The sequence below is a fragment of the Paenibacillus pabuli NBRC 13638 genome (assembly GCF_001514495.1).
GTDB lineage: Bacteria > Bacillota > Bacilli > Paenibacillales > Paenibacillaceae > Paenibacillus > Paenibacillus pabuli.
Map to the genome: position 1 here is coordinate 182,005 of NZ_BCNM01000011.1, position 26,780 is coordinate 208,784.

At 46.4% G+C, this 26,780-nt stretch carries 28 protein-coding genes; 25 read left to right on the forward strand and 3 right to left on the reverse strand.

Features of this window, described 5'->3' with window-relative positions; all coding sequences use genetic code 11:
- Nucleotides 1–28 precede the first annotated feature (28 nt).
- From spoIIIAF to spo0A, 20 genes are all read left to right on the forward strand, one after another.
- The gene (spoIIIAF, locus tag PPA03S_RS16365) at nt 29–907 is read left to right on the forward strand and encodes a stage III sporulation protein AF (RefSeq protein WP_062324360.1); all 879 of its coding nucleotides are present in this window, start codon (nt 29–31) and stop codon (nt 905–907) included.
- 15 nt (nt 908–922) lie between these two features.
- On the forward strand, nt 923–1,561 hold the full coding sequence (spoIIIAG, locus tag PPA03S_RS16370; RefSeq protein ID WP_062324361.1) for a stage III sporulation protein AG: 639 nt from the start codon (nt 923–925) through the stop codon (nt 1,559–1,561).
- Nucleotides 1,562–1,645: 84 nt separating this feature from the next.
- Nucleotides 1,646–2,485 (forward strand): SpoIIIAH-like family protein, encoded by an 840-nt coding sequence (locus PPA03S_RS16375; RefSeq protein ID WP_062324362.1) that lies wholly within the window; start codon nt 1,646–1,648, stop codon nt 2,483–2,485.
- A 139-nt stretch (nt 2,486–2,624) separates the two neighbouring features.
- Entirely contained in the window at nt 2,625–3,089 is a 465-nt protein-coding gene (accB, locus tag PPA03S_RS16380; RefSeq protein ID WP_062324438.1) for an acetyl-CoA carboxylase biotin carboxyl carrier protein, read from the forward strand.
- Between the two features lie 54 nt (nt 3,090–3,143).
- Nucleotides 3,144–4,487 (forward strand): acetyl-CoA carboxylase biotin carboxylase subunit, encoded by a 1,344-nt coding sequence (gene accC / locus PPA03S_RS16385; RefSeq protein ID WP_062324363.1) that lies wholly within the window; start codon nt 3,144–3,146, stop codon nt 4,485–4,487.
- 224 nt (nt 4,488–4,711) lie between these two features.
- Nucleotides 4,712–5,122, forward strand: a complete 411-nt coding sequence (locus tag PPA03S_RS16390; RefSeq protein WP_024630996.1) for an Asp23/Gls24 family envelope stress response protein — start codon at nt 4,712–4,714, stop codon at nt 5,120–5,122.
- 147 nt (nt 5,123–5,269) lie between these two features.
- Nucleotides 5,270–5,809 carry an alkaline shock response membrane anchor protein AmaP gene (gene amaP / locus PPA03S_RS16395; protein ID WP_062324364.1) on the forward strand — a complete coding sequence of 180 codons (540 nt, stop codon included), beginning with the start codon at nt 5,270–5,272 and terminating at the stop codon, nt 5,807–5,809.
- A gap of 14 nt (nt 5,810–5,823) precedes the next feature.
- Nucleotides 5,824–6,057, forward strand: a complete 234-nt coding sequence (locus tag PPA03S_RS16400) for a DUF2273 domain-containing protein (RefSeq protein WP_062324365.1) — start codon at nt 5,824–5,826, stop codon at nt 6,055–6,057.
- Between the two features lie 197 nt (nt 6,058–6,254).
- A complete protein-coding gene (gene nusB / locus PPA03S_RS16405; protein ID WP_062324366.1) occupies nt 6,255–6,707 on the forward strand; it encodes a transcription antitermination factor NusB in 453 nt (150 codons plus the stop codon).
- Nucleotides 6,708–6,936: 229 nt separating this feature from the next.
- The gene (gene folD / locus PPA03S_RS16410; RefSeq protein WP_062324367.1) at nt 6,937–7,794 is read left to right on the forward strand and encodes a bifunctional methylenetetrahydrofolate dehydrogenase/methenyltetrahydrofolate cyclohydrolase FolD; all 858 of its coding nucleotides are present in this window, start codon (nt 6,937–6,939) and stop codon (nt 7,792–7,794) included.
- A 10-nt stretch (nt 7,795–7,804) separates the two neighbouring features.
- Entirely contained in the window at nt 7,805–9,169 is a 1,365-nt protein-coding gene (xseA, locus tag PPA03S_RS16415; RefSeq protein ID WP_082704181.1) for an exodeoxyribonuclease VII large subunit, read from the forward strand.
- Nucleotides 9,159–9,416: an exodeoxyribonuclease VII small subunit gene (gene xseB / locus PPA03S_RS16420; RefSeq protein ID WP_062324368.1), complete on the forward strand. Its 258-nt coding sequence runs from the start codon at nt 9,159–9,161 to the stop codon at nt 9,414–9,416. The genes xseA and xseB overlap by 11 nt, the downstream gene beginning before the upstream one ends.
- Complete coding sequence (locus PPA03S_RS16425) at nt 9,409–10,314, forward strand: polyprenyl synthetase family protein (RefSeq protein ID WP_062324369.1); 906 nt, start codon at nt 9,409–9,411, stop codon at nt 10,312–10,314. The genes xseB and PPA03S_RS16425 overlap by 8 nt, the downstream gene beginning before the upstream one ends.
- Before the next feature lie 287 nt (nt 10,315–10,601).
- Nucleotides 10,602–12,509 (forward strand): 1-deoxy-D-xylulose-5-phosphate synthase, encoded by a 1,908-nt coding sequence (gene dxs, locus PPA03S_RS16430; protein WP_062324370.1) that lies wholly within the window; start codon nt 10,602–10,604, stop codon nt 12,507–12,509.
- A 49-nt stretch (nt 12,510–12,558) separates the two neighbouring features.
- Complete coding sequence (locus PPA03S_RS16435; protein WP_062324371.1) at nt 12,559–13,404, forward strand: TlyA family RNA methyltransferase; 846 nt, start codon at nt 12,559–12,561, stop codon at nt 13,402–13,404.
- An 81-nt stretch (nt 13,405–13,485) separates the two neighbouring features.
- Complete coding sequence (locus PPA03S_RS16440; RefSeq protein WP_245683640.1) at nt 13,486–13,974, forward strand: hypothetical protein; 489 nt, start codon at nt 13,486–13,488, stop codon at nt 13,972–13,974.
- Nucleotides 13,975–14,093: 119 nt separating this feature from the next.
- Complete coding sequence (ahrC, locus tag PPA03S_RS16445; protein ID WP_062324373.1) at nt 14,094–14,543, forward strand: transcriptional regulator AhrC/ArgR; 450 nt, start codon at nt 14,094–14,096, stop codon at nt 14,541–14,543.
- A gap of 57 nt (nt 14,544–14,600) precedes the next feature.
- Nucleotides 14,601–16,319, forward strand: a complete 1,719-nt coding sequence (gene recN / locus PPA03S_RS16450; RefSeq protein ID WP_062324374.1) for a DNA repair protein RecN — start codon at nt 14,601–14,603, stop codon at nt 16,317–16,319.
- Nucleotides 16,320–16,439: 120 nt separating this feature from the next.
- Nucleotides 16,440–17,771 carry a SpoIVB peptidase gene (gene spoIVB / locus PPA03S_RS16455; protein ID WP_062324375.1) on the forward strand — a complete coding sequence of 444 codons (1,332 nt, stop codon included), beginning with the start codon at nt 16,440–16,442 and terminating at the stop codon, nt 17,769–17,771.
- Nucleotides 17,772–17,963: 192 nt separating this feature from the next.
- Entirely contained in the window at nt 17,964–18,779 is an 816-nt protein-coding gene (gene spo0A, locus PPA03S_RS16460) for a sporulation transcription factor Spo0A (RefSeq protein WP_062324440.1), read from the forward strand.
- Nucleotides 18,780–18,963: 184 nt separating this feature from the next.
- On the opposite strand, the gene PPA03S_RS16465 is transcribed toward spo0A, so the two are convergent.
- The gene (locus tag PPA03S_RS16465; protein ID WP_157284202.1) at nt 18,964–19,773 is read right to left on the reverse strand and encodes a FlxA-like family protein; all 810 of its coding nucleotides are present in this window, start codon (nt 19,771–19,773) and stop codon (nt 18,964–18,966) included.
- 362 nt (nt 19,774–20,135) lie between these two features.
- Between PPA03S_RS16465 and PPA03S_RS16470 the strand changes: the two genes are divergently transcribed.
- From PPA03S_RS16470 to PPA03S_RS16485, 4 genes are all read left to right on the forward strand, one after another.
- Nucleotides 20,136–22,112, forward strand: coding sequence for an AraC family transcriptional regulator (locus tag PPA03S_RS16470; RefSeq protein ID WP_062324377.1), 1,977 nt, complete (start codon nt 20,136–20,138; stop codon nt 22,110–22,112).
- A 157-nt stretch (nt 22,113–22,269) separates the two neighbouring features.
- A complete protein-coding gene (locus tag PPA03S_RS16475; RefSeq protein WP_062324378.1) occupies nt 22,270–23,307 on the forward strand; it encodes an NAD(P)/FAD-dependent oxidoreductase in 1,038 nt (345 codons plus the stop codon).
- A 210-nt stretch (nt 23,308–23,517) separates the two neighbouring features.
- Nucleotides 23,518–24,162 carry a hypothetical protein gene (locus PPA03S_RS16480; protein ID WP_062324379.1) on the forward strand — a complete coding sequence of 215 codons (645 nt, stop codon included), beginning with the start codon at nt 23,518–23,520 and terminating at the stop codon, nt 24,160–24,162.
- A 542-nt stretch (nt 24,163–24,704) separates the two neighbouring features.
- Nucleotides 24,705–25,181, forward strand: coding sequence for a hypothetical protein (locus PPA03S_RS16485; protein ID WP_062324380.1), 477 nt, complete (start codon nt 24,705–24,707; stop codon nt 25,179–25,181).
- A 225-nt stretch (nt 25,182–25,406) separates the two neighbouring features.
- Here the strand turns inward: PPA03S_RS16485 and PPA03S_RS16490 are convergent, their stop codons facing one another.
- Nucleotides 25,407–26,000, reverse strand: coding sequence for a thymidine kinase (locus tag PPA03S_RS16490; RefSeq protein WP_062324381.1), 594 nt, complete (start codon nt 25,998–26,000; stop codon nt 25,407–25,409).
- 178 nt (nt 26,001–26,178) lie between these two features.
- Here PPA03S_RS16490 and PPA03S_RS16495 point away from each other — a divergent pair, with 178 nt between their 5' ends.
- Nucleotides 26,179–26,391 carry a hypothetical protein gene (locus tag PPA03S_RS16495; protein ID WP_062324382.1) on the forward strand — a complete coding sequence of 71 codons (213 nt, stop codon included), beginning with the start codon at nt 26,179–26,181 and terminating at the stop codon, nt 26,389–26,391.
- An 8-nt stretch (nt 26,392–26,399) separates the two neighbouring features.
- Here the strand turns inward: PPA03S_RS16495 and PPA03S_RS16500 are convergent, their stop codons facing one another.
- Nucleotides 26,400–26,747, reverse strand: coding sequence for a potassium channel family protein (locus PPA03S_RS16500; RefSeq protein WP_062324383.1), 348 nt, complete (start codon nt 26,745–26,747; stop codon nt 26,400–26,402).
- Between the last annotated feature and the right edge of the window lie 33 nt (nt 26,748–26,780).

Here is a 26,780-nt window from a genome sequence, read left to right on the forward strand (position 1 = left end):
GATTGTTCGAGAGAAAGGGGCTGGAAGGATGGGGTGGCTGAGCAGCTGGCTCCGGGAATTGATCATGATCGTTCTGCTGGCGACCTTTGTGGATATGCTGTTGCCCAACCGATCCATGGAACGCTATGTCAAGCTTGTGCTGAGCCTTCTTATCCTGCTAACCCTTTTATCCCCCATAACAAAGCTCCTGCGGAGTGACCCGGTTGCCGAGCTGAAGCGGGCGATGACAGCCATGGACCCACCATCGGATGGAAGTGCAACACTGGAACAGATCCTGGCTCAGGGCAGGAAACTGCAATCGAACGAACAAGAACAATCCTTGCAATGGACAGCCAAAGAACTGGCTAACGTGATGAAGGGACAGATTGAAGAAACAACCGGGGAGCGAGTTCAGTCCGTCGAGGTGAAACTTGCCATGGATGCAGCCAAACCAGATAAGGATCTGGCATCCTCCGTGGAATTGCCCGCAATCCAGTATGTTCTGGTGGAGATGGCAGGTGAGGTAGCAGCAGGAAAAGCCAGCTCCAATACAGGACAAGTGGAGGAAGTGGCAAGTACAGATCCATTATTCAGTGCTGACCCCGAATCCGAACCTGCCGAATCGACTACAGCACAAGAGCCAATCCAGATCGGTCAGATTGAAGTGCCTGATGTACAGATTAAGGTGGACAGCGGCAGTAATTCTGATAGCAGCACGGACACCGGGAATGCGGGAGACTCTTCAAATCGGCGGGAGGCTGACTCCACACCTGTTTCGGCTGATCCGTCAGAAATAAACCCTCAGCAAGGGCAGTCGTCTTCCCGATCAGAACGAGCAGTACAAATTATTACGCTATTGACTGAGAAGTGGGATATTGATGCCAACAAAGTACAGGTGAAAGAAAAGAAAAGCGCCCCTGCGCTGTAAGAAGGAGGGTTTCCGATGAGGCAATGGCTTAAAAAGATGGAAAGCTGGCTCGGCGGCGGAGAAGGTGGACAACGGCGCAGTCAAACCTTTCGCTGGCTTATTATTCTCGGTTTGATCGGAGTAGGGATCATGCTGTTTAATTCCTTCGTCAATGTCAAAAAGATTGATTCCGAAAATATCGGTCGCGAACCTCCTGACCCGACTACATCCATGGCATCCATCCAGACGGATGCAGCGGATCAGAATCCTTTTCAGGCGATAGAGATCGCATTTGAAGACAAAATCAAGGGCGTACTGGAAAATATCGTTGGCGTGGGAACCGTTGATGTCATGGTTACCGTGGATTCGACAGAAGAACTCGTTGTGCAGCGCAATGTGAAGGATTCGCAACAGCTCACGGAAGAGACGGATGCCAGCGGGGGCAAGCGACATATGACGCAATATACCCGCGATGGCGAGATCATTACGTATGAAGTATCTGGGGATCAGACACCGATTGTCACCAAGAAGCTCAAACCGCAAATCCGGGGTGTGCTTGTCGTTGCCAAGGGAGCAGAGAACAAGGTGGTGAAGGACCTGATTACCGATGCTGTGGAAAAAGGACTGAATGTGGCGGCCTACCGAATCTCGGTTGTTCCGCGCAAGCAGGATTAAATCGGAATGTTGAAACCCAGGGTTCAATTCTTGCACAAGGTTCGATTCGCATAAGAATGAAGCTAATTCGAGGAGGAAGTTCTAATGAATAACAAACGTCAAACGGTGTGGCTTGTTTCCATGCTTAGCCTGATGGTCATTTTGTCCGCTTATTATTTGTTCACTGAAGATTCGGGTCCGGTTAATGCGCCTGTTGCTGATAGCCAGCAGGTGGATGGCATGAAGCAGGGAGAAGCGACGGAAACGGCCGGAATCCTTGATCCGACAGAAGGCCTGGTTGTAAATGAAGTTGTGAATAGCGGTGAAGTTACAGGGGGAGAAGGAGGAGAGCAGGCAGCTGAATCGGTTGATAATCCTGCCGTTGTAGACGGTAAAGAAGCCGGAGAAACCGAGAAATCACCTGCGGCAGAATCGGGAGAGAAGCAAGGTGAAGCAGGGAAAGACAGTGAGAAAGGCTCTGACAAAGGTGCAGCAACCAGTCCTGAGGCAAGTGGCGGGACAGACGGCAGCGTGACAAAAACCGATGAAGAAGTCCTCAAGGAAATGGAGGAGCAAAATACAGCAGCCTCCGCGAGCAGCCAGTTCCAGAACTATCAGTGGCAGCGTGAGGAAAGCAACAATCGCATATACGAGGAACTGATGACTGTTGCGGGGGATTTGAGCAAAACACCAGAGGAAAATGCCAAAGCAACCGAACAGCTCCGTGCGCTGGAAGAAAAAGAAGCCAAAATCAATGGCATTGAAGAAACTCTTTCACAGCAGTTCGCCAATGCCATCGTTCAAGAGGATGCCGACAAGTATAAAGTCGTTGTACTTAGTGACAAACTGGATGTAAAACAGGCGGTTTCCATTGTGGATCTGGTCATGAAAGAATTGGCAGTAACGCAAAATAAAATCAGCGTGCAATACGTGACAGAACAGTAATCCGAATCATGGAAAAGTAGCCCCGAGAGCTGGCTCAGATCTCGGGCTCTTTCCATTTTTAACGATTATGATATAATACATAAAGCCATATGACCGTCCTAGTGAGACTGGCATGATGCCGAAGGAGTGAATAATGGAAATGTTTAAATTGAGTGAAATCAAAGAACTGATTAAACTGGTTGATGAAAGTTCCGTTCAGGAGTTGGAAATTGAAAATGAAGGATCACGGTTGTCGATTCGCAAACCGGGTAAAACCGAATATGTTCAGGCAGCTGCTGTGCAACCGCAAATGATCGCTGCTCCACAGGTACAACCGGCTGCAGTGGTAACTGAGGCTGCTCCGCAAGTCGATACTACAAGCCATTTACATAAAATTGTATCTCCAATGGTGGGTACTTTTTACAGAGCTTCCTCACCGGAAGCGGGTCCTTTCGTAAGCGCTGGTGATAAAGTTGTTGAGAAAACAACGGTATGTATCATTGAAGCGATGAAGCTGATGAACGAGCTTGATGCCGACATCAAGGGAGAAATCGTTGAAGTGCTGGTTGAGAACGGACAGCTGGTTGAGTATGGACAACCCCTGTTCCTGGTGAAACCAGAATAACGGTTACAGCCGATAACGGTAACTGCATGAGCTTCGAAGGAGGACAATAACGAAATGAAATTTCAAAAAATACTGATTGCGAACCGTGGCGAAATTGCGGTACGTATTATTCGTGCCTGTCGTGAAATTGGCATTTCGACGGTAGCAGTTTATTCGGAAGCAGACAAAGACTCCCTGCATGTTCGTCTCGCAGATGAAGCATATTGTATCGGGCCAACACTTTCAAAAGACAGCTATTTAAACTTCACCAACCTGATGAGTGTAGCGACGCTGACGGATTGTGATGCGATTCACCCGGGGTACGGTTTCCTCGCAGAGAATGCCGATTTTGCAGAAATCTGTGGTTCCTGCAATATTACGTTCATCGGCCCTTCTCCAGAAGCCATTACCAAAATGGGCGACAAGGCTGTTGCCAAACAGACGATGAAAGATGCAGGTGTACCTGTCATTCCGGGGTCTGACGGTTTGGTTGAAAATATGAACGAAGCCATCATGATCGCTAGAGATATTGGATATCCTGTCATTATCAAAGCTACCGCTGGTGGTGGAGGCAAAGGGATTCGTATTGCTGAAGATGAGGAAACGCTGATCAAGCAGATTACAGCTGCCCAGCAGGAAGCACAGAAGGCTTTCGGCAATGCCGGAGTATATCTGGAGAAATTCCTGACGGGCATGAAACACGTGGAGATCCAGATTATTGCAGACAAACATGGAAATGCAGTGCATCTGGGCGAGCGTGATTGTTCTGTTCAACGTCGTCGTCAAAAGCTGGTGGAAGAAGCGCCATGTCCGATTCTCTCTGAAGATGTGCGTACATTGATGGGAGAAGCGGCAGTGCGGGCAGCGCTTGCCGTGAATTACTCGGGAGCAGGAACACTAGAGTTCTTGCTTAGCCCTAATGGCGAGTTCTACTTCATGGAAATGAATACTCGTATTCAGGTGGAACACCCTGTAACTGAGATGGTTACAGGTGTGGATTTGATCCGTGAAATGATCTCGGTAGCCGAAGGCAATCCGCTCTCTTTCCGTCAGGAAGACGTTGTGATCAATGGCTGGTCCATTGAATGCCGTATCAACGCAGAAGACCCGGATCGTAACTTCATGCCTTCACCAGGCAAAATTGGTTTCTATCTTGCCCCAGGAGGACCGGGGGTGCGTGTGGACAGTGCAGCTTATCCGGGATATACCATCTCTCCTTTTTACGACTCTATGATCGCCAAATTGATCGTATGGGGAGCGAACCGGGAAGAAGCTATTGCGAAGATGAAGCGTGCACTTGCTGAATTTGCGATTGAAGGCATATCCACAACGATCCCTTTTCATCAGAAATTGCTGGAGCACCCAACGTTCATTCGTGGTGACTTTGATATCAAATTTCTTGAGGAAAATGAGATTTAAAAGGCATATTGGGCTTGTTTGTCATAATGTAGCCCAAATGATATAGTATGTAATAATAAGAGCGCATGTCTCCTGCAGAGGATAAGCCGTCACAAAAGCGGATGAAGCTTGCAGGAGTTCCGGTAAAGCCGGACCGGAAGGGCATCTGAAGATCAATCGATCTGAATGCCAGCGCCCTGACGGATGGCCGCAAACTTATTTCGCGAAAGGTGTGTTGAACAGTTATGAGTACACTGCCGACAGAATTTGAACGAACGGATATCGGTGAAATCCAGATCGCACCTGAAGTTATTGAAGTGATCGCTGGACTGGCTACAGTAGAAGTGAAAGGTGTTGCAGGCATGAGCGGCGGATTCGCAGGTGGATTTGCTGAATTGCTTGGCCGCAAAAACCTATCCAAAGGCGTGAAGGTTGAAGTGGGTCAGCGTGAAGCTGCAGTGGATGTTTCCGTTATTATTGAATATGGTTACCGTCTGCCACAGGTGGCTACCGAAATTCAGCAGAACGTGAAGCGCTCCATCGAGAACATGACAGGATTGAATGTGAATGAAGTTAATGTGCACATTCATGACGTTCAGTTCAAGAGCACCGAGAAAGTGGAAGAAATCGACCTGAACAGTCAGCGCGTAAAATAAAAGAAGACAGATTCCCCCGGCATCACTGCCGGGGTTTATCCCGTCTTGGACAGGTCTTTGGGGCAATGGAAATGTGCACCTAAGGATCACCCTTTTGCCAATGGGCAGGTTAAGTAATGTTAGTGAGCAAGGGAGGCTGTGCAGTTCGTGGCTAAAATACTGGATCGGCTTCTGTTGTTTATATACAGCATAAGCGTTGGAGCAATATCGGCAGCAGTTATACTTCTTATCAGTGGTGTGCTGCCTTACGAATTGAATTACCAGCAGGAACAAAACGTCATTGTTGCGGCGGTTGTTGCAGCAGCGATTTTGTTTATCCTGAGTTTGCGATTTTTCTACATTTCGGTTCGGCGTGATCGTGCTTCGTTGCCATCTGTGGACCAACGTACAGAGTACGGGGATGTACAGATTTCAATGGAGACGATTGAAAATCTCTGTCTCAAAGCGACTTCCCGTTTCCGGGGAGTACGTGATGTCAAAGCACGTATTCGTGTAGTCGAGTCGGGACTGGAGATTATGATTCGCGCAGTAGTGGATGGCGAGTCGCCAATTCCAGCGTTGACGTCCGATCTGCAGAAGGCAATACATGATCACGTACAGGAGATTACGGGTATCCCGGTTTCTTTTGTCACTGTATATATTGCCAATGTTACCCAGTCACCTAACTACAAGAGTCGAGTGGAATGAGGTGAGTTTCACTGATGCTGTGGAGAGAGATTTGGGATAGTCACAAAGGCCGGATTACCGGAATTGCCGGCGGCATCTTTTTTGGATTTCTTTATGTATGGATCGGTTTTTGGGATATGTTGTTCTTTGCACTCTTGGTGTTCATCGGTTATACGTTAGGCAGACGAAGCGACTCGAAGCTGGGCTCGTTCATTCCCTGGAGGGAATGGGGACAATGGCTGGGTGACCGCTGGCGTCCGTTCAAGTGAGCCATCTGAACCCTGCAATATGTTTCTTCCGAAAATAAAACTGTAATTTAGGTTGCCCGTTTTTTGGAGGAAACGTAGTGCAGGTTTTTTTGTGAAAAGGGATAACAATATAATAAGATCTCTGATTCCATCAAAGGTTTTACTATTTTAAAATACGCATGATGACGCTCCAGAAGGAGCGCTGCAGGAGGCAGGACATGAAAAGACGTTTGGCAAGGGAAATTGCAGTACAAAGTCTGTATCAGATGGAAATGAATGAAGTGGGCGCATCCGAGGCTGTTAATATGCTGATCAATGAAGCCGCTGAAGACAATGAAACCGAAGTGGTTATTCACGATGCAGATGTAATGCGTAATTACGTAACCGAGATCGTACAGGGTGCATGGAACAATAAGGAAGCCATCGATGGTTTGCTTGTCGATTATTTGAAAGGCTGGCAGATTAGTCGTCTGTCGCGTGTAGACCGTCAGATTTTACGCCTTTCAACATATGAGATGGTGTTTCGTGATGACATCCCTGCAAAGGTATCCGTCAATGAAGCGATTGAATTGTCCAGATATTTTGGTACAGATGAGTCCGGGAAGTTCGTCAATGGCGTACTTGGACGCATGATTCAGGAAGTTGACGCCATCAAAGCAAAATTGTCTTAATTTATCATTAACTATAGTGCGTGTTCAAAAGGATCGGTTTTCAGTACCAAGAAGATGGGATGAAGCTAGAAATGGAGTAGCGGAGCGTAGATAGAGCTACGTGAGCAACGGACATTTCGGCTGAATGCCCTATTCGATGCTGATGATGCCGATAGGCATCATTCGTAATCAAAAGCGGTTTTTTTGAACAACCTCTAAATTTATATTCACATAAGGGAGAGAGAGTACAATGACAGCATCTATTATTAACGGCAAAGAAGTATCCCAAGAGCTCCGCGCAAGCATGACGACCGAAGTAAAACAGCTTAGCGAACAGGGGGTAGTACCTGGTCTGGCTGTTGTGCTCGTCGGGGAAGACCCGGCATCCCAGGTTTATGTGCGCAATAAAGAAAAAGCATGTCATGATCTTGGTTTTTATTCCGAGGTACATCGTCTGGATGCAAGCACGTCTCAGGAGGATCTGCTCGCTCTGGTGGACAAGCTGAACAAACAGGAAACCATTAACGGCATCTTGGTTCAGCTTCCACTACCGAAGCATATCGAGGAGAAAGCTGTTATTGATGCAATCGCCGTGGACAAAGACGTCGATGGGTTCCATCCGGTCAATGTGGGTAACCTTGTCATTGGTGACGACAGTCTGCTCCCATGTACTCCTGCGGGTGTAATTGAACTGATTAAGCGAACCGGGCTTGAAATGTCGGGCAAACATGCGGTAGTCATCGGACGCAGCAACATTGTTGGCAAACCGGTATCCCTACTGCTTCAGCGTGAGAATGCTACAGTAACCATGTGTCATTCCCGTACGGCGAACATGAAGGAAATCACGCGTCAGGCAGACATTCTTGTGGTTGCAATCGGTCGTGCAAACTTTGTGGATGCCGATTTTGTCAAACCGGGTGCAGTTGTCATTGATGTTGGGATGAATCGTCTGGATAACGGCAAGCTGGCAGGAGACGTGGATTTCGAGAGCGTGAAGACGGTATCTGGCCCCATTACACCGGTTCCTGGAGGCGTTGGTCCAATGACCATTACGATGTTGATGCAAAATACACTGATCGCTGCGAAGCGCGCTCACGGATTGGCCTAGGTAACTGTCTGTGGCAGATCAAAAGATCTACTCCATCAAAGATCTGAACCGATACATCCGTATGAAGCTGGAGTCGGATCAGGTCCTGTCGGACGTCTGGCTGCGCGGAGAGATTTCCAATTTTACACATCACTCCAGCGGTCATATGTATTTTACATTGAAAGACAAGGACAGCCGAATAAAGTCGATTATGTTTGCGTCTCATAATCAGCGATTGCCCTTTGTACCGAAGGAGGGTGCGAGGGTTATTGCTCGTGGTAATGTCTCCGTGTATGAGCGGGACGGACAGTATCAATTCTACGCAACGCACATGCAACCGGACGGTATTGGGAGTCTTTATCTAGCGTATGAGCAGTTGAAAAAAAAGCTGGAGGACGAGGGGCTGTTCTCTGCGTCACGTAAAAGGCAGATTCCCCGTTTTCCACAAAAGATCGGTGTGATTACTTCACCTACAGGAGCAGCGGTAAGGGATATCATGATCACATTGCAACGCAGATATCCTTCAGCTCAAGTAATTCTATATCCCGTTCTCGTTCAGGGTAAAGGATCGGCTCCGTCCATCGTCAAAGCTATCAACAACCTGAACCGCATGGGGGAAGCCGATGTATTGATTGTCGGGAGAGGCGGGGGATCACTAGAAGAATTGTGGGCTTTTAACGAGGAGATCGTAGCAAGGGCGATTGTCGCTTCGGCTATTCCGGTCATTTCTGCCGTGGGGCATGAAACGGATTTTACGATTGCCGATTTTGCTGCTGATCTGCGGGCGGCAACGCCTACAGCTGCTGCCGAGCTGGCAGTGCCTAACCGTGCTGAACTGCTTGATCAGATTGCTCAGCGCCAGCGTCAGCTCCAACACAGTTTACGTCAGCGTGCGGTTCACAATCGCGAGCGCCTGGCGAGATTGCAACGCTCACCTGTTCTTGTGCATCCCAGAAGGACCTTAATGCAGCATACGGAGCGATTGGATATGCTGAAACAGCGTCTACTGCGAACTGTAGATACACGTGTGAAATGGACGGCCGAGAAACAGGAGCGTTTGCGTGCAGCCCTGCAGCGGTTCAATCCTCGTGATCAGGTGAATGCCGCAAAGCGAGAGAATGCATCAGCCCGGCGTCAGCTGGAGGTTGCAATCCGATCCATTACAAGAGCGAAGCAGCAGCAGTGGAAATCATCCGTACGCCATCTGGATGCGCTTAGCCCGCTTAAAGTCATGTCAAGAGGGTACAGCCTTGTCTATGACGATCAGGAACAGCGTTTGATCAAATCGATAGAGGATGTACAGCCTGGAGATTCGATAAAGATTAAATTAACAGACGGGCAGCTGGACTGTCAGGTTTGGGGAATGAAGGAGGACGACAAAACCGATGGCGAATGAACCGGAATTGAATTTTGAAGAGGCAATGGCGGCATTGGAAGACATCGTAGGTCAGCTTGAGCATGGTGATGTTCCGTTGGAACAGGCCATCGATTTGTTTCAGCGCGGGATGAAATTATCACAACTATGTGGACTGAAGCTGGAACAAGTGGAACGCAAGATCGAAATGATCGTAGAAGAGGATGGGGAGCTTCGCAAGAAACCGTTCGGCACTGCCGTCGATGAAAGCGGTGAAATCAATGAGTAATCGTCCTTCGTTTGAAGTGTATCTTCAGGAAATCACAGCAGAGGTGACAGGAGAGTTGCAGCAGACTCTTCCTGTTCACTGGGAAGTACCCCAGTCACTGGTTGACGCGATGCAGTATTCTCTTATGGCCGGAGGCAAACGTCTCCGTCCGCTCCTGGTCGTTGCTGCGGCGGAAGCCTTCGGTGCACAGCGTAAAGCTGCACTGCCGGTAGCCTGCGCCGTGGAGATGGTTCATACGTATTCGTTGATCCACGACGACCTACCAGCGATGGATAATGACGATTATCGCAGGGGAAAATTAACGAATCACAAAGTATTTGGTGAAGCAACGGCCATTCTCGCTGGCGATGCTCTGTTGACGCATGCTTTCTACAGCATTGTGCAGGCAGGTCGCCGCTGTGGTGTTTCGGCAGACGCGTTGTTGTCCATAGTAGAGGAATTGTCCGAACTGGCTGGGGCAAGAGGCATGGTTGGTGGGCAAGTGGCTGATATGGAAGGTGAGCAAGGTATGACCGATCTGGCACAGCTGAAGTACATTCATTTGCACAAAACCGGAGACTTAATTGTGTTTTCCCTTCTTGCTGGAGCTCGAATCGGTGGTGCGACTGAAGGGCAATTGGAAGCGTTGCGCGTGTTCGGTAGAGACCTGGGGCTGGCTTTCCAAATTCAGGATGATATTCTGGACCTGACGGGTGACGAGCAAAAAATGGGCAAAAAAACGCAAAGTGATGTGAATCAGCATAAGGTGACGTATCCTTACTTTATTGGTATGGAAGCCTCACTTGCTGAGGTGAAGTCACTTACACAATCTGCGAAGGACGCACTTGGTAGAGCTGAGTTACCTGATGCGTCAAGACTGATGGAGATTGCTGACTATTTGATGAGGCGAGATCATTAAGCTTCCCTTTCGGATTACGCTCCCTGTTTCAAAATGCCCACACCGGTGTAATGCATTTAATGTCCTTTTTTTGCATTCTTAAAGCAGGTCTGCTCCGAGAAAACGGTGGAATACATCAGAGGAAGATCATAGAACCTTGCTGGCGAAAATGCTCGTTATCTGGAGTATAGTGCCGTAAATTATGATTCTTGTTCTTTTATGTTATAATGTTTTAATGTCATTTAATAAATTGTGTATATATAGATTACACCAACAATCAAACAATCTAGGAAAGCGGGGAGATTCTCGTGCTGCTTCCACAAATTAAACAACCCAGTGATCTAAAGTCGATGTCTCAGGATGATCTCGTTCTTTTGTCGGCAGAGATCCGGCAGTTTCTGATTGAGAAGCTGTCCGTTACAGGGGGCCATCTTGCACCCAACTTAGGAGTGGTTGAGCTCACGGTAGCCCTGCATTACTGTTATAACAGTCCAGTGGACAAAATGATTTTTGATGTAGGGCATCAGGCTTATGTGCATAAAATTCTGACAGGACGTATGGATCGCTTTGATACTTTGCGTCAGCACAATGGCTTGTGCGGATTTGTCAAACGTAACGAGAGTGAACATGATGTATGGGAAGCGGGTCACAGCAGTACGTCATTGTCTGCTGCAATGGGGATGGCGCTTGCGCGTGATCTCAAAGGCGAAGACAATCAGGTTATTGCGATGATCGGGGATGGAGCGCTTACAGGAGGTATGGCTTTTGAAGCACTCAATCACATTGGTCATGAGCAGAAAAAACTGATGGTCATTCTCAATGATAATGAAATGTCCATTGCTCCAAATGTCGGAGCTATGCATAAATATCTGAGCAAAATTCGTTCGGATCGCCATTATTTGAAAGCCAAAGATGACGTGGAAGGAATGCTCAAAAAAATTCCTGCCATTGGTGATCGTTTGGCAAAATCGGCGAGCTGGATTAAAGATAGTGTCAAATATATGGTGGTTCCAGGTGTTCTATTTGAAGAACTGGGCCTCACCTATTTGGGCCCCATTGATGGACATGACATTCCTAAGTTGATTGAAACGTTCAAACAGGCGGATAACGTGGATGGCCCTGTCATGGTTCATGTGCTTACAACCAAAGGCAAGGGCTATCAGCCGGCTGAGGCCGATTCACACAAATGGCACGGCATTTCTCCGTACAAGATTGAATCAGGTCAAGTGTTGAAGGCTGTAGGGAAACCGATGTACACGGAAGTGTTTGGTCAAACGCTAGTTGAACTTGCGAAGCAGGATAAGCGAATCGTGGCGGTAACGCCTGCAATGCCTACAGGATCAGGCCTTATTCCTTTAAGCAAGGAGTTTCCGGATCGCATGATTGACGTGGGTATTGCCGAAGAGCATGCGGCAACCATGTGTGCTGCACTGGCCATGGAGGGTTTGAAGCCGGTCTTTGCCGTCTATTCGACGTTTATGCAGCGAGCCTATGATCAGATTGTTCATGACATTTGCCGACATAACGCCAATGTGATGTTCGCTATCGACCGTGCAGGGTTTGTAGGCCCGGACGGCGAGACGCATCAGGGGGTATACGATGTGGCGTTTATGCGCCATATCCCAAATATCGTGCTGATGATGCCAAAAGATGAAAACGAACTGCGCCATATGATGAAGACAGCGCTTGAATATAATGAAGGTCCCATTGCTTATCGTTATCCACGAAATAATGTAGTAGGTGTGCCTCTTGATGATGAACTCATTCCCATTCCGATTGGCACATGGGAACAACTTCGACCATCTGAAGGCTATGCTGTTATCGCTTCGGGATCGATGGTACAGATTGCTGAAGAAGCTGCAGAGACCGTTAAAAGGGAAGGTATTACGGTTGGCGTCATTAATGCCCGTTTCCTTAAACCGCTGGATGAACAGATGCTTCGTGATTTGGCTGTTCGGGGTACAAAGCTGATCGTACTCGAAGAAGCATCCCAAGCGGGCAGTATGGGCAGTGCTGTACTGGAGTTTTACGCAGAACAAGGGCTGCATGATGTTCACGTGCAACTGATGGGGATTCCGGATCGTTTTATCGAACATGGCAGTATTGAGGATCAAAGGGAAGAAGTGGGACTTACCGTCGAGAATGTGAGCTCAGAGTTGCGCAGTATGGCGGCTCAATCTTCATACGGTATGTCCAGAACACGGTTCCCTTCCTAATTGGGACCCATTATTGAATATTAGGATTTCTACATGATAGGAGAAAGACATGTCACTCCCCAAAGAACGAATTGATGTTCTGCTGGTTGAGCAGGGATATTATGAAAGTCGTGAGAAGGCAAAGGCTGCAATCATGGCTGGACTGGTATATGCTAACAATGAGCGGATTGAAAAAGCGGGCATGAAGATTCCACGGGAAGCTGAACTCAAAGTAAAGGGTTCAGTACATCCCTATGTTGGCAGAGGCGGATTAAAGCTGGAAAAAGCGATCCGACACTTCGACCTCAAGATGAATGGACTTGTGATGCTTGATATTGGTTCGTCAACTGGCGGTTTTACCGATTGTGCCCTGCAGCATGGTGCATCTCATGTGTATGCAATCGATGTAGGTTATAATCAGCTGGATTGGTCCCTTCGTAATGATGAACGGGTTACTGTAATGGAACGAACGAATTTTCGATATGTGACTCCGGAAGATCTGGATGGACCTGTACCGAACTTTGCTAGTATCGATGTATCCTTTATTTCACTGAAAATAATATTGCCACCGCTGTTGGCACTTCTGAAGCAGCCGGCAGACATTGTAGCGCTTATTAAACCCCAGTTTGAAGCAGGTCGTGAGAAGGTCGGTAAGTCGGGCGTCGTTCGTGATTCAAAGGTTCACAAGGACGTCCTGCAGACGATGCTTCGTTTTGCTTATGAGCTTGGATTGAAGCTGCAGGGTTTAACATTCTCGCCGATTACAGGCGGAGAAGGTAATATTGAATTTCTCGCGCACTGGCGTCTGGAAGAACCAGAGCCAACACAACAAGAGAACGTTGGGGCTTCACTTGATGCACTAGCAGACCAAGTTGCAACGGAAGCCGCGCATACTTTTACAGGAAACTCATCATAGGATGGGTTTCTTTTCGCTGGAAAGGTGACAACATAAAAGGGAATTGGTTGTCGAACCTCGAATAAGTCTTCGAGGTGAGCGATGATGGATGGGCAATATGACACAATCGTTATTGGTGTATTTGCTGTCTGCTTGATTTTGTGGCTGTTCTTTGGCTTAAGAAATTGGGTTAACCGACCGATTCCGGTAAGCTTGTCCGGCATGCAATTGAATTCGGAAATTCAGGATTCACCTGCATTGGATCTGCTTGAGGCGGAAGGATATGAAGTCATCGGAGGTAAAATGAAAGTACCCTTAGCTTTTGAAGCGGATGATTCCATTTATTACAGCCGGCTGTTTATAGACTATATTGCAGAGCGGGATGATCTCAGGTACCTAGTAAAGACATCACGTCGCAGGCAGCCATTCGAACTTACTGGACCAGCGCTGCGGGATCGCTTCCTGTATTATTTACTGTTATACCCTGGCTGTGAAGGGTTGCTCTATGTAGACATGGAGGAATCGGATATCAAAGTAATTAGGCTTATGGACTATCAGGAAGATGTGTATGACGGAGATGGGCTGGACTAGTGACAACTAAAAACTGGAACCAGATTTTATAAAACGAATGACAAAATTGCTGGCAAAGGTCTCATGAAATAACTAACGGATTTGCTGGCTTACTGCAATACAATGAACTGGAGGCATGTATGAAAGGACAACGGCACATTAAGATACGTGAAATTATTAGTCAAAATGAAATTGAAACCCAGGATGATCTGGTTGAGGCACTGCGTCAGTCAGGATTCCAAGTGACGCAGGCCACGGTATCCCGGGATATCAAGGAACTCCTTTTAATCAAGATACCCATGGATGATGGAAGGTACAAATATTCGCTGCCTACAGACCAACGCTATAATCCGATTCAGAAATTGAAACGTGCTCTTGTAGACAACTTCTTGCACATTGATCATACGAATAATCTGGTCGTGATGAAGTGTTTACCTGGAACGGCAAATTCCATTGCTGCCTTACTCGATAATATTGAATGGACTGAAGTGATGGGCACCATCTGTGGAGACGACACCATACTCATCATTTGCCGGACCGAAGATAACAGTGTGACTGTAATCGAGCGAATTATGGGTTACATTTCGTAGATCTTAAGGGTTCAAAAACATAATTTCTGATTTAGCCATCCGGAGGTGTTTTTGCAGATGTTAGTTACATTATCGATTCGTAATCTGGCTGTTGTAGAGGAAGTTGATGTTGTTTTCCACCCGGGATTCCACGTTTTATCAGGTGAGACAGGAGCGGGTAAATCGATTATTATTGATGCCCTGGGTTTGATAGCAGGGGGACGAAGCTCCGCCGATCTCATCCGGTATGGTTGCGAGAAGGCCGAGATGGAGGCTCTATTCGAAATGGAGCCAAGCCATCCGGTATGGGAAACGCTGGAGAAGCTCGGTATCCATTGTGAGCCCGAGGAGCATCTCGTCATTCGCCGTGAACTGAATACCCAAGGCAAAAGTACATCTCGTATTAACGGCCAATTGGTCAATTTAACGATGCTTCGTGAGGTCGGAGAAAAATTAATTAATATTCACGGACAGCATGAACATCAAAGTTTGTTGCGCGCAGAAAGTCATCTGGGGCTTCTCGATACATACGGGGCAGCAATTATCGGTCCGGTCAAAACGGAATATCAGCAGCGCTACAGTAAATTTATTACTGCGGAAAAAGAACTGCGTGCACTTCAGGAATCCAGTCAGCGTGCATATCAATTGCTGGACATGTATCGCTTTCAACTTGAAGAGATTGCAGCTGCTTCTCTAACCCTGGGTGAGGATGAATTACTCGGAGAAGAACGGGTCAAACTATCCCATAGTGAGAAAATGATGGACAGTGTTGCCGGTGCATATGATCTGCTTAGTGGTCAACGCGGGCTGGAGGCTGTAAGTATTGCTTTGTCACGAATTGAGGATATTTCGGGATATGACAGCAAAGGACTACAGCCTATTGTGGAACAGCTCCAGTCTGCATTTTATCAGCTGGAAGACGCTACGTTTCAGTTACGCGATTATCGGGAGAAGATTGAATTTAATCCAGGCAGATTGGAAGAAGTGGAGCAGCGGCTGAATCTGATTTCTGGCCTCAGACGGAAATACGGGGACAGTGTCGAACTTATTCTGAATTATTATGAACAAATCAGCCATGAAACCGACCAGCTGGAGAACAAGGATGAACGGCTGGAGAAGCTGCGTAATGAACGTGACAAATTGCTCAAGTTGGTCATGGAGTCTGCTGAGGAGCTCAGCCGGGTTCGTAAACAATGTGCAGAGGAACTGGCAGCCCAGGTGGAAAGTGAGCTGAAGGATCTCCAGATGGAGAGAACAACGCTGCGGGTACAGATCACTCCTTTTGAAGATCAGAAGGGAATTGAATGGAATGGTCGACGTATTCGTCTTACTCGTCAGGGTGCAGATAATGCGGAATTCCTGATTTCTCCGAATCCTGGGGAGCCTTTACGTCCGCTTGGCAAGATTGCCTCAGGGGGTGAGTTGTCCCGGATGATGCTTGCGATGAAGAGTATCTTCGCACGTCATGACCGCATTCCCGTGTTGATCTTTGACGAGGTAGATACCGGTGTAAGCGGAAGAGCTGCACAGTCGATAGCGGAAAAATTATTCCGTCTGTCCTCCACTTGCCAAGTTTTTTCCATTACTCACTTACCACAAGTTGCTTGTATGGCAGACCATCAATATCTCATCGAGAAACATGTCGTTGACGGGCGTACAATGACACAAGTGGAATCGCTGTCAGACGAAGGCAGGGGGAAGGAATTGGCACGGATGCTGGGCGGCGTGGAAATTACAGAAAAAACGTTGCATCACGCACAGGAAATGCTGAATTTGGCGGAAGCCAAAAAAGGGTGAAACGAGCGGCTGGCGTAATGATTGACAGTAATAAAAGCCTGGGGGCGAGGTTATCTTATAGGTACGCAATTGGCGACCACCTTTCGTCAAGCGAAAGAAGCAAAGGGAGTGTGACAGCCATTGAATTCCCCCCTCAGGAAGAAATTGCTAGGTCTTTTATTTGCCTTCTTTCTATGTGTGATCAGCCAGGCGATCCAGCCTGTGCAAAGTTATGCCTCATTGCCTGATGAACTACAGGTGTTTGCAGGCAGACAGGCTGATGTTCGTCTTGCTGTACCGGCCGCTTCAAGTGCTGTTGTGGACCGCCCCGACATTGTTGGTTTCGATGGACAGGAGAATGCGGTGCACGTAACCAGGCAACAACCTTTGCATCTTCATCCCCAACAAACGGGACATGCCAAATTAACGTTGAAGTTGTGGGGCAAGATTCCGGTAAAAACGGTTAATGTAAACGTGATTCCGGACTTGCGCGTTGTACCCGGGGGTCAAACCATTGGCGTCAAAGTTAAATCTGCAGGTATTTTAGTTGTTGGACACCATCTGGTGCGTTCTGGACAAGACGAGCGCGTATCTCCTGGAGAATCAGCAGGCATCAAGCTCGGTGATCTGATTACCCACATGGATGGCAAACGTCTGGATGGGGTTGCTGGTGTAGCAGAAGCTGTAGAGCTTGCCGGCAAGAGCAAAAAAGGAATCGATGTAGTCTTAAAACGGGGTAAAGAAACAGTGAAAACTCGTTTGACTCCGGCTTATGATGCAGAAGATCAAGCCTGGAGGTTAGGGTTGTACATTCGTGACTCTGCTGCAGGTGTGGGTACTTTAACCTTCTATGCTCCAGATCAAGGCGTATACGGTGCACTGGGACATGTGATTACAGATATGAATACTCAGACCTCCATCGTTGTGGGTAGTGGTCAAATCGTTCAGTCTAATGTCACCTCTATCTCCAAAAGTGAATCCGGCGACCCAGGCGAGAAACGAGCGCATTTCTTAAAGGAAAGCAAAATATTAGGCAATATTGAACGCAATACGGCTTTTGGCATCTTTGGTAAAATGTCCGATAATCCTGAACATAGTCTGTATTCAAAAGGGATTCCAGTTGCGTTTTCGCATGAAGTAAAAGAAGGACCTGCTGAAATTCTTACCGTTGTTGAGGGTCAACAAGTGGAACGCTTCTCTATTGATATCGTCCATGTCGCAGATCAATCTGAACCGGCAACAAAAGGCTTGGTTCTTCGTATTACGGATCCGAAGCTGCTCGAAAAGACCGGAGGCATTGTGCAAGGGATGAGTGGCAGTCCCATCGTGCAGAATGGCAAATTGATTGGCGCGGTTACTCATGTATTTGTTAATGATCCAAAATCGGGTTATGGCTGTTTTATTGAGTGGATGTTACAGGATGCTGGAGTGATGATGAAAAAGGATCAAGACAAAAACCTTAAGGCGGGATAACCCGCGTTAAGGTTTTTTGTCGAACAGCAACGTAAATTATCAGATCATGAAATAAATTATTTATTATATAGCAATGCGAAAAAAAAATAAAGAAAAATAATTTTCGACAGAAGGAATTTCCTCGCCTGTGTCGAAAATTTAACCTGTAAGGAAATGTACGAAATGATGTTTAAATTAAAGGAGGATACCGTTTTGCAAAAAATTGAGGTATTGCTGGCCGATGATAATCGTGAATTTACGAATTTGCTTGCCGAATATATATCTGAACAGGAAGATATGGAAGTAACCGGAATTGCGTACAATGGTGAAGAAGTGCTGCAGTTGCTCGAGCAAACTCGCGATGTACCGGATGTATTGATTCTGGATATTATTATGCCTCACCTGGATGGACTGGGCGTCTTGGAGCGTCTGCGCAACCTGAATCTGTCTCCACAGCCCAAAGTCATTATGCTTACGGCTTTCGGACAAGAGAATATCACACAGCGTGCCGTGCAACTCGGAGCTTCTTATTACATCCTGAAACCGTTTGACATGGAAGTGCTTGCGAATCGTGTTCGTCAGCTGGTGGGCAACCAAACCACGATATCCACAGGTGGAGGAAGCGGCTCATCCATGTTTATGAACAAATCGAATGTGGTGCCTATGGGCAAACACAAAAATCTGGATGCAAGCATCACCTCGATCATACATGAAATCGGAGTTCCTGCGCATATTAAAGGATATCAGTATTTGCGCGAGGCCATTACGATGGTGTATAACAATATCGAAATTTTGGGGGCCATTACCAAAACATTGTATCCGGCTATCGCCGAAAAATTCAAAACGACGCCTTCTCGCGTCGAACGAGCGATCCGCCATGCGATTGAAGTGGCTTGGACACGCGGTAACATCGACAGCATCAGCCACCTGTTTGGCTATACAATCAACATCAGCAAGTCGAAACCGACGAACTCTGAGTTCATCGCGATGGTTGCTGACAAGCTGAGAATTGAGCATAAGGTGTCCTGAAAGGATCAGGAATGATACAGAACAATTCTTGATTAATGATGTATGAACAGACTGAACTTTATGATCTAACATAAATAATGCAACCTAAAAAACCGTTACAATCGGGCTTAAATAGCCTTTTTGTAACGGTTTTTTAAACATGTAGAGGCGTTTACAACCTCTACTCCTCACCTCTGTCACCTGGTCAAATCCGAATGTCGAGCGATGTATAGGAAGGGGCGGGGGTTGCATTTGATTGCGTCTCTTGAACTTTTCCTGGATCTTTATCATTCTGCGTACCATTGGAATTCTTCGATTTATTTTCTGCCTTATTTTCCTCAACGACTTCCTCATTATCCTCTTCTTTAGAGGCGGAGGGGGAGTGGACAGCTTCTTTAGGTGCGGGCTGTTGGATCTCTTTCACCAGATCCCCGATCTTCTGATCCAACTTGTTCAACTGTGTGTTGATGTCCTGAACGACTTCTCGCTTTGCCTGAAATACGGTGCGCTCTGAGTTTTCCAGCATCATTGATTTGCCGAGATCGAGATCATTTCCCGGAGGATTGATCTCCAGGACGAGTCGGTCGAAGCGGGTTTCTCCTTCCGTGGTCTGAATGGACCCATTCATACGATCACGCAATCCGACTAATTTCCCTAACTGATCATACGTCTGGCTGTGCTTGATTAGATGATCCATTGAAGGGGCCTGATTCTCGTCCGTACGTTGAGGTGGTTGCTGTTTCGTTGGCTCAGACTGTTTTAATTTGTTCTTTTCTTGAATTTCCTCGGCTTTGATCTGGGCGATCTGGCTGTCAATCTGCGTAATGGAGCTCGTTAATGATTTAATTCGTGCTACTTTGGTTTTGGTATCCAGTTCATCATTGGTTTTTACAGCCTGTACTTCTTCATTAAGTCTAACCTTCTGCTGCATAAGGCTCTGTATTTCCTTTTCTCTATTAGAGACTTGACTCCCGGGGGTGAAGCTGCTTTTAGATGCTGACGAAATCGAATTCATACCCTTTGCTCCTTCTTCGTTATATCGTGGTTCTACTTACATATATCGGAGTTACAAGAAGTAAATGAAGATGCTCTGTCCTGTCCAAATCGGTTCATTTTATATCTATATTGCTTTCAGACTGAGGGACTCGCAGCGTGGTTTACAAAGATATCAGATAAGAAGTAATCGAAGCAGATATCTAAATTTGATGAAATCCAATCCAAGTCCAAATTTCAGTTGATAATGAAAATTATTATCATTTATAATAAAAGGATAGAAGACACCTCTGTAATGATCCGTGAGGATTGCGGTTTGCAGGATAATGACCTGTTCAGGGTCTGTGTCTTTGTACCGGTGAGACTGGGATTGGAGAGTAATCAATGCAATTAAATGAACAGATGCAGTACTGGAATCGTGCGGCTGTCAAAATTCTGGATATACGCCGGATCGTCATGGAGGCAGGGGAGATCCTGGATACCTATTTGCTGCCTGCAAACGGTTATATATACATCATTCGTGGTGCAGCTCAGCTGAAAATGGATGGAAAAGCTTATGAAGCACAGCGATTTTATATTCTTCACGGTGGTAAAGGATCATCGCTCAATATCCGGGCTAGCGAAAAATTTGAATATGTTTTGCTGTTCTACAGGGCATTCCTTGCATTTCCCAGTCATCGTAAAACGTTGAGGCTGACACCCCCTCAGATCACGACGAACTCTTTACAATATGGGTTTACACCAAGTGATCCCCTTGCTTTATTACGTCATCTGGGTGAGCTGGAGAAAGCGTGGGATCAGGCAGAAAGTCTGGAGCTGCTTCAAGTAAAGAGTTTGTTTTACCAATTTATCCATGAACTCATGTTTCAATTAGCGGAGCAGGAGGTCAGTACAGTGTTACCAGATCCAGTGCAACAAACTCTCCGTTACATACAGAAACATTATAGGGAACAAGTGACTCTGGATGTGTTGGCCGAACAATTCAACTACAGCTCTCGCCATTTATCCATGCAATTCAAACGTAAGACGGGATACAGTCCGATTGATTATCTGATTCAAACCAGACTGACTGAGGCTCGAAATTTACTTGTGCGTTCGGATGCAACCTTGCGCGAAATCGCAGCAGAAGTGGGTTATTCGGATGTGTATTATTTTAGTCGCATTTTCAAAAAACATGTGGGCCTCTCTCCGACCCTCTACCAGCAAAGGGTAAGAGATGAGAGCCAGGCAGAAGATCGTCCATTGCTAATCTCCGAATCGTCCATTGGCTGGAGATGGAAGCGAGGATATATTGATTATGAGAATCATTATCAATATATTGACGGAGGGTCTACACAGATGAAAAGAAGAAAAACAAGTTCCAGCATAGTTATGGTTGCACTTTTAAGCATTACCATGCTCTTATCGGCCTGTTCAGCCGGATCTGCAACAACACCAACAGCGGGAGATGGCTCGAATGGCAGCTCCACTTCCAGCACGGCCGTATCTTCATCATCAGATTCAGGCAGCCAAACGAACAATGAAAATGGAACACGTACGGTTTCCACGGTTAAAGGTGATGTCGTTGTTCCGGCAAATCCTAAACGGGTTGTTGTGCTTTATCTTCAGGGGGATGTCGTTGCACTTGGAATTAAGCCAATCGCTACCTCAGAAGTATTCGCTGGGGCCGCATACAAGGGTGAACTTGAAGGTGTAAATTCATTGGGCGCCTGGTTCGAACCGAATCCTGAAGCGGTTATAGACCTTGATCCGGATCTTATTATTGCGCCTTCTGAGGAGACTTACACGTTATTAAAAGATATTGCACCAACGGTGTATGTCCCATATGAGAAAATGACAACGGAAGAAAGACTTCACAGTATAGCTAGCATTTTCGGCAAAGAGCAGGAAGCCGATACATTAATTGCTAATCTCAATAGCAAAGTTGAAGAGAGCAAAAAAACTCTAGCAGATGCTGGCATATTGGACAAAACGGTTTCCATAGTGGAGGGCGGTTTGAAAAGTATGGTCGTTGTAGAGAGCAAGCAATATGGCCGAGGATCTCAGGCACTATATGAGTACTTGGGCATGAAAGCACCTGAAGTAGTACAGAAAAAAATTGATGTGGTTTCGGAAGCAGGAGGCTCCAACTTATCCATGGAAGTACTGCCTGAATATATCGGAGACTACGTGTTTCGTTCGATGTATGAAGGGGCGGATAACCTTACGAATGATCCAATATGGAGCAGCATACCGGCTGTTAAGGAAGGCCGTCTGATTGAGATTGATTTTGAATTCTTCTATTATTCCGATATCTATTCAGTCAACAAACAGATCGATTTCGTTGTTGAGCATTTGCTGGCAGCTCCCAAAGTGAAGTAAGCAGCAAATAAATAACCGATGGTAGTTTTGTATAAGAAATGTTTGAATTTTAGCCATTGTAATTTGATAAGTTTCCCATTAGACTAGAAAAAGAGTGATAATGAGAATCGATATCAAATAGTCGAGTGCTTTGGATCGAACTTGTGGAGGTAACGAAATGGATCAGCATTTGGAATTATATGATGTAACAATTATCGGCGGCGGACCTGCCGGCATGTATTCTGCATTTTACAGCGGGATGCGTGATATGAAGACCAAGTTGATTGAGGCAAGGGATAAATTGGGTGGTCGCATGCTCTTTTATCCAGAGAAAATGATCTGGGACGTCGGCGGTGTCACCCCGATTCTATGTGAGAATCTGATTAAACAGCTGGAAGAACAGGCGAGAACGTTTGAACCAACGATTGTGTTTGAACAGCAAATCGAAGGATTTGAGCGTCAACCGGATGGCACGATTCTGCTGACATCGGCTACAGGAGAACAACACTGGACACGTACCGTCATATTGGCGATCGGGTATGGTATATATAAAATGGCCAAGCTGGAGCTTGAAGGAGCTGACCGTTATGAGGTTACCAATCTTCACTATACGGTACAGGAGTTGGAACCATTCCGCGGCAAGCGGGTATTAATCTCAGGTGGAGGAGACTCCGCTGTGGATTGGGCAAATGAACTTGAGGCACTGGCAGAGCAAGTCACGGTGGTACATCGTCGTGACCGCTTTGGCGGACTGGAGCGCAATGTACTGCGTATGAGAGAATCTTCGGTCGATATTCGTACACCATATGCTGTGGACACCTTGCATAGTCAAAGTGGGGAAATGATCGAACAGGTAACGATATCCCATGTTGAGACGGGCGAAAGTGAACAGCTGGATGTGGATGCCATTATCGTTAACCACGGTATGAAGAGTGATTTTGGCCCGATCCGGGATTGGGGACTTGATCTTGGAGAATGGCATGTCAGCACGACAGAGAAGCTGCAAACGAATATTCCAGGCGTTTTTGCCGCAGGAGACTTTGTCGATTACGGAAGCAAACTGTATCTTATTGCCGGTACATTTACGGATGCGGCGCTGGCGGTCAACAGTGCGAAATTGTATATGGACCCTGAGGCGGATAAAGTTGCCTATGTATCTTCTCATAACAGTCGTTTTAAAGAAAAAAACAAGGCACTTGGTGTTGTGGAAGAGTAGAATAACAAAAAAGTTTTGTTTGTATACTGTGGAAAAGGTTTCGGATAAATCCGAGGCCTTTTTTTGCATAAACATGGTATGAAGTAGGCATATATGCACAATATAGAACAGGGAGCCAAATTGAACATACATCATCGAATGACTATAATGAGCCTTAGAAGAGAGAAAAACATCAAAAAATGTCAAACAGATCAGAGTGGAGTGCAGAATATGAGAAAAGCTTTTCAACGTATATCCACATTTACCCGACGGTGGCTTAAAGGTACTGAGAAAAAACGAATCAAGTTATCCGCAATCTATCTTGCACTTGCAGGGATGCTTCACCGACTGTTGGTGGAAGGACGCCGTGCTCGTTCAGCAGCCAAGAGGATGTATCAGGACTTGCCCGTTACAGCTTTGGGCGAGATGAAGCTGGAGCCAGGAGATATTGTTTATACACCGAGCTCGGAATCAACCTACTATGCAGGGCATATGGGGATCATCGGACTGGATGGGAAAGTATATCATGTCCATCCTTACGGGCCGGTGTTTGCCGATTCCTTGGATTGGTATATCACCCGCTTTTATGAAGGGGATCGTTTCATTATATTTCGTTCCCGCTTGAATCAGGCTGGTGTAAAGGCAGCGGAGTGGGTACAGGAACACTATAAGCAGGTGAAATGGTATCGTTTGCAGACGAATCTGCGCAGCATCGAACGGAACTATTGTTCCAAATTTGTGTATCAGGCGTATCAATTTACATCTGGGCTTGACCTGTGGAGCCGCAAGTTTACCAAGCTGAATCAGGGATATATCTATCCGTTTCGAATTGAGCGCTCACCCGAGCTGGAAGTTCTTGGGACGTTTTACAAATAAGACACACGAACCGACGGAGTATGTTTCCTCTCTCTTTTACAAAAGTTTGGAGCAGGTTCTGTCGGTTTTTTTTGTATGTGTAGGGATTAAAAACAGGAAAAAGACGCCAAACGTCGAATAGATTATGAGATAGGCATGCACAACTTGGAATCGTATACATAACCATTGCACGATCATATTTTGCCTGAGTTAAGCAAGTGACACTCTTAGAAGGCAACAAGGAAGAGAGAACGGTATGAGATGGCTGAGCTTCTTGCGCAGATTCAAATCAAACTCAAACGTAGTTAACCTATCCGATTACATTCCAACGAAGGAAAGGAGGCACTATTGTTCCCTCTGTAGTAAAAAAGTTAATTCCGTCGTTTTTTATGCATCCTCCCAGGGAAATGTTACAGGTGTATGCAGTTCTTGTAAAACATTGGCGGATCAACGAGGAATGTTACCCATTTAATGAAGGAAGAGATACGCTCAGGAAATAACATTGCTTTGATTTATGAGCGTTTTTGTAGTACATTAGCAAATGTATTCGAAGGAGGATTCTAATGTACTCAGGTAGACAAGACGATACTTTATACATCATGACCTACACCTTAAACAGCGGTATCAAGGGTACGGTTCCACTGTCTAATAAGCAGATTATTGAGTGGCTGGATTGCTACAGAAATGAGAAGCGCTTCGTGACCGAGATCGGCAAGGAGTTTTTTGGATTGAATGCAGGTTTGGTAGCAGACTTCAAGGTTCAGAATCATTTATCGGATTATCAGCAGACCATTATGCCTGCACAGCAGCAGGATAACCTGGAACGGTTGTCCAGCGCCTATAAATCAACCGAGTTATTAATGAAGATTGATTGTAAATGTGGCACGGCGTATGTAACGGAATCTCCATATAAGCGCACCAAATGGTACTGCACCAAGTGCAAAGAAATTGTATTTTTGGATGCCAAAAAAGGAATGGTAGAAACGTCGCGTGGTGACGCTTACTACATGACCAACAAATATTTTGTTTCCCGTGATTAACGGGAAGTGACCTATGGAAGCATCGCTGGAAAGCGGTGCTTTTTTGTGCTTACAGATAGATTGAAAACCCGAGCCTAGATAGGGTGAAGTGGAAATTAGGTATACTGATGTTAAAATAGATATATAGAAAAAAAGCCCCTTAAGGGCTTTTTCAAAAAAATCTCAGGAACCTGTAGCAGCAGATACCGCCGATCAGAACCTATACATTGTATATCGATAGCTGCCTCAGCATTCTACTTTGTGAGGAGGAATGAAACAGCAGCGGCAGCGCGGCTCGTAAGCTTCTGAATCGCCAATCATAACAACCGGGCCGAGGGTGACCGGCTCACCATTAACGATCCGTTGGGTAAAGGCCGCATCCGGGCTTCCGCATACGGCGCAGAATGCCGAGAGTTTCTCTATGTCATCTGCCATGGCGAGTAAGCCGCCAACATATCCGAATTCCTTGCCACGGTAATCCATATTCAGTCCATCCACAATGACATGTTTGCCGCAATAGGCAAGCTCGGAGACCAGCTCCATAATGGCACTGCTGAAAAATTGAACTTCATCAAATGCAACAACATCAGCATCCTTGGTCTGAGTCAGGATCAACTCTACAGATTCCGGGGTCAATTGCCGGGGAATGGAATGGGCAGGCAGGCGGTAGCCGATACGGCTAACGATCTCGTCCTGGGCAAACCGGTCATCTTCAGCAGGTTTGTAGGCAACGACCTTTTTACGGCCGAATTGAATTAATTTCTGACAACGGCGAATGAGTTCACCGGATTTTTCACTAAACATAGGTCCTGTAATTACGGTAATACGTCCTGTTTGCACGTGCTGCTACTCCTCTCACATACGGGATTCAACAAAAAAAGCGACCATTACAGAGTACCACAAAATCTTTGGTAAGAGCCAGAACTAATCTAAGCGGCTTTGTGTTACTATATGGATGGTTAAGTTGTTGGTTACGGCAGATGACCAACCGGGAGCTGATTGAAAAGAGGTGTTAACGATGAGTGAAATATTATCCGAATTGCAGGTGCGATATGATCGTTTGAAAGGACAAGCTGTTCTTGATGAGGCTGCACAGGCCTTGATTGCAGATTTGTTTGCTGAAGCTGAGCGGCTGCAAGCCAGTAATCTGACCTTGCGCCGAACGATTCTGAAGTCTTCTTCCAAAGAATCACGCATGTCTACCAAGCTGCGGGATGCACTATACGAATAACCCGGAGACTACTCCGGGTTATCTTCTGTCTCTATTTTGCGGGAGAATAGAATACCTGCTGTAATTCTGGCAATCATGGCGAAGGTAAGGCCAATGCCTGCAAACATGTAGATGACCGTAAATGCTTTGCCGAATCCAGTCGATGGTACAAAATCAGGGTGCCCCACCGTGGTTAAGGTAACTGCGCAAAAGTAGAGGGCATCCATCCAGTGCAGCCCTTCAACACGGGTGTAGAATAATGTGCCCGAGAGCAGTGTTGCCGCAGTCAGTACAAACAAAGCCAGAAACTTCTGGTCCTTAAAGGCATGAAAAATGCCTTTGAGCAATCTTTTCAGCGTAATGATAAAAGATACCATGTTGATCCATCCTGTCTATGTAAGAGTAGGCAT

What these genes read in the sequence shown, in the direction of transcription:
- PPA03S_RS16475 (WP_062324378.1), top strand. Translation starts at nt 22,270, where the DNA reads ATGGATCAGCATTTGGAATTATATGATGTAACAATTATCGGCGGCGGA.
- nusB (WP_062324366.1), top strand. Translation starts at nt 6,255, where the DNA reads ATGAAAAGACGTTTGGCAAGGGAAATTGCAGTACAAAGTCTGTATCAG.
- spoIIIAG (WP_062324361.1), top strand. Translation starts at nt 923, where the DNA reads ATGAGGCAATGGCTTAAAAAGATGGAAAGCTGGCTCGGCGGCGGAGAA.
- folD (WP_062324367.1), top strand. Translation starts at nt 6,937, where the DNA reads ATGACAGCATCTATTATTAACGGCAAAGAAGTATCCCAAGAGCTCCGC.
- PPA03S_RS16425 (WP_062324369.1), top strand. Translation starts at nt 9,409, where the DNA reads ATGAGTAATCGTCCTTCGTTTGAAGTGTATCTTCAGGAAATCACAGCA.
- PPA03S_RS16500 (WP_062324383.1), bottom strand. Translation starts at nt 26,747, where the DNA reads ATGGTATCTTTTATCATTACGCTGAAAAGATTGCTCAAAGGCATTTTT.
- PPA03S_RS16400 (WP_062324365.1), top strand. Translation starts at nt 5,824, where the DNA reads ATGCTGTGGAGAGAGATTTGGGATAGTCACAAAGGCCGGATTACCGGA.
- recN (WP_062324374.1), top strand. Translation starts at nt 14,601, where the DNA reads ATGTTAGTTACATTATCGATTCGTAATCTGGCTGTTGTAGAGGAAGTT.
- PPA03S_RS16440 (WP_245683640.1), top strand. Translation starts at nt 13,486, where the DNA reads ATGATGGATGGGCAATATGACACAATCGTTATTGGTGTATTTGCTGTC.
- PPA03S_RS16435 (WP_062324371.1), top strand. Translation starts at nt 12,559, where the DNA reads ATGTCACTCCCCAAAGAACGAATTGATGTTCTGCTGGTTGAGCAGGGA.
- PPA03S_RS16470 (WP_062324377.1), top strand. Translation starts at nt 20,136, where the DNA reads ATGCAATTAAATGAACAGATGCAGTACTGGAATCGTGCGGCTGTCAAA.
- PPA03S_RS16375 (WP_062324362.1), top strand. Translation starts at nt 1,646, where the DNA reads ATGAATAACAAACGTCAAACGGTGTGGCTTGTTTCCATGCTTAGCCTG.
- xseB (WP_062324368.1), top strand. Translation starts at nt 9,159, where the DNA reads ATGGCGAATGAACCGGAATTGAATTTTGAAGAGGCAATGGCGGCATTG.
- PPA03S_RS16390 (WP_024630996.1), top strand. Translation starts at nt 4,712, where the DNA reads ATGAGTACACTGCCGACAGAATTTGAACGAACGGATATCGGTGAAATC.
- ahrC (WP_062324373.1), top strand. Translation starts at nt 14,094, where the DNA reads ATGAAAGGACAACGGCACATTAAGATACGTGAAATTATTAGTCAAAAT.
- PPA03S_RS16465 (WP_157284202.1), bottom strand. Translation starts at nt 19,773, where the DNA reads ATGAATTCGATTTCGTCAGCATCTAAAAGCAGCTTCACCCCCGGGAGT.
- PPA03S_RS16495 (WP_062324382.1), top strand. Translation starts at nt 26,179, where the DNA reads ATGAGTGAAATATTATCCGAATTGCAGGTGCGATATGATCGTTTGAAA.
- accB (WP_062324438.1), top strand. Translation starts at nt 2,625, where the DNA reads ATGTTTAAATTGAGTGAAATCAAAGAACTGATTAAACTGGTTGATGAA.
- PPA03S_RS16485 (WP_062324380.1), top strand. Translation starts at nt 24,705, where the DNA reads ATGTACTCAGGTAGACAAGACGATACTTTATACATCATGACCTACACC.
- spoIIIAF (WP_062324360.1), top strand. Translation starts at nt 29, where the DNA reads ATGGGGTGGCTGAGCAGCTGGCTCCGGGAATTGATCATGATCGTTCTG.
- accC (WP_062324363.1), top strand. Translation starts at nt 3,144, where the DNA reads ATGAAATTTCAAAAAATACTGATTGCGAACCGTGGCGAAATTGCGGTA.
- PPA03S_RS16480 (WP_062324379.1), top strand. Translation starts at nt 23,518, where the DNA reads ATGAGAAAAGCTTTTCAACGTATATCCACATTTACCCGACGGTGGCTT.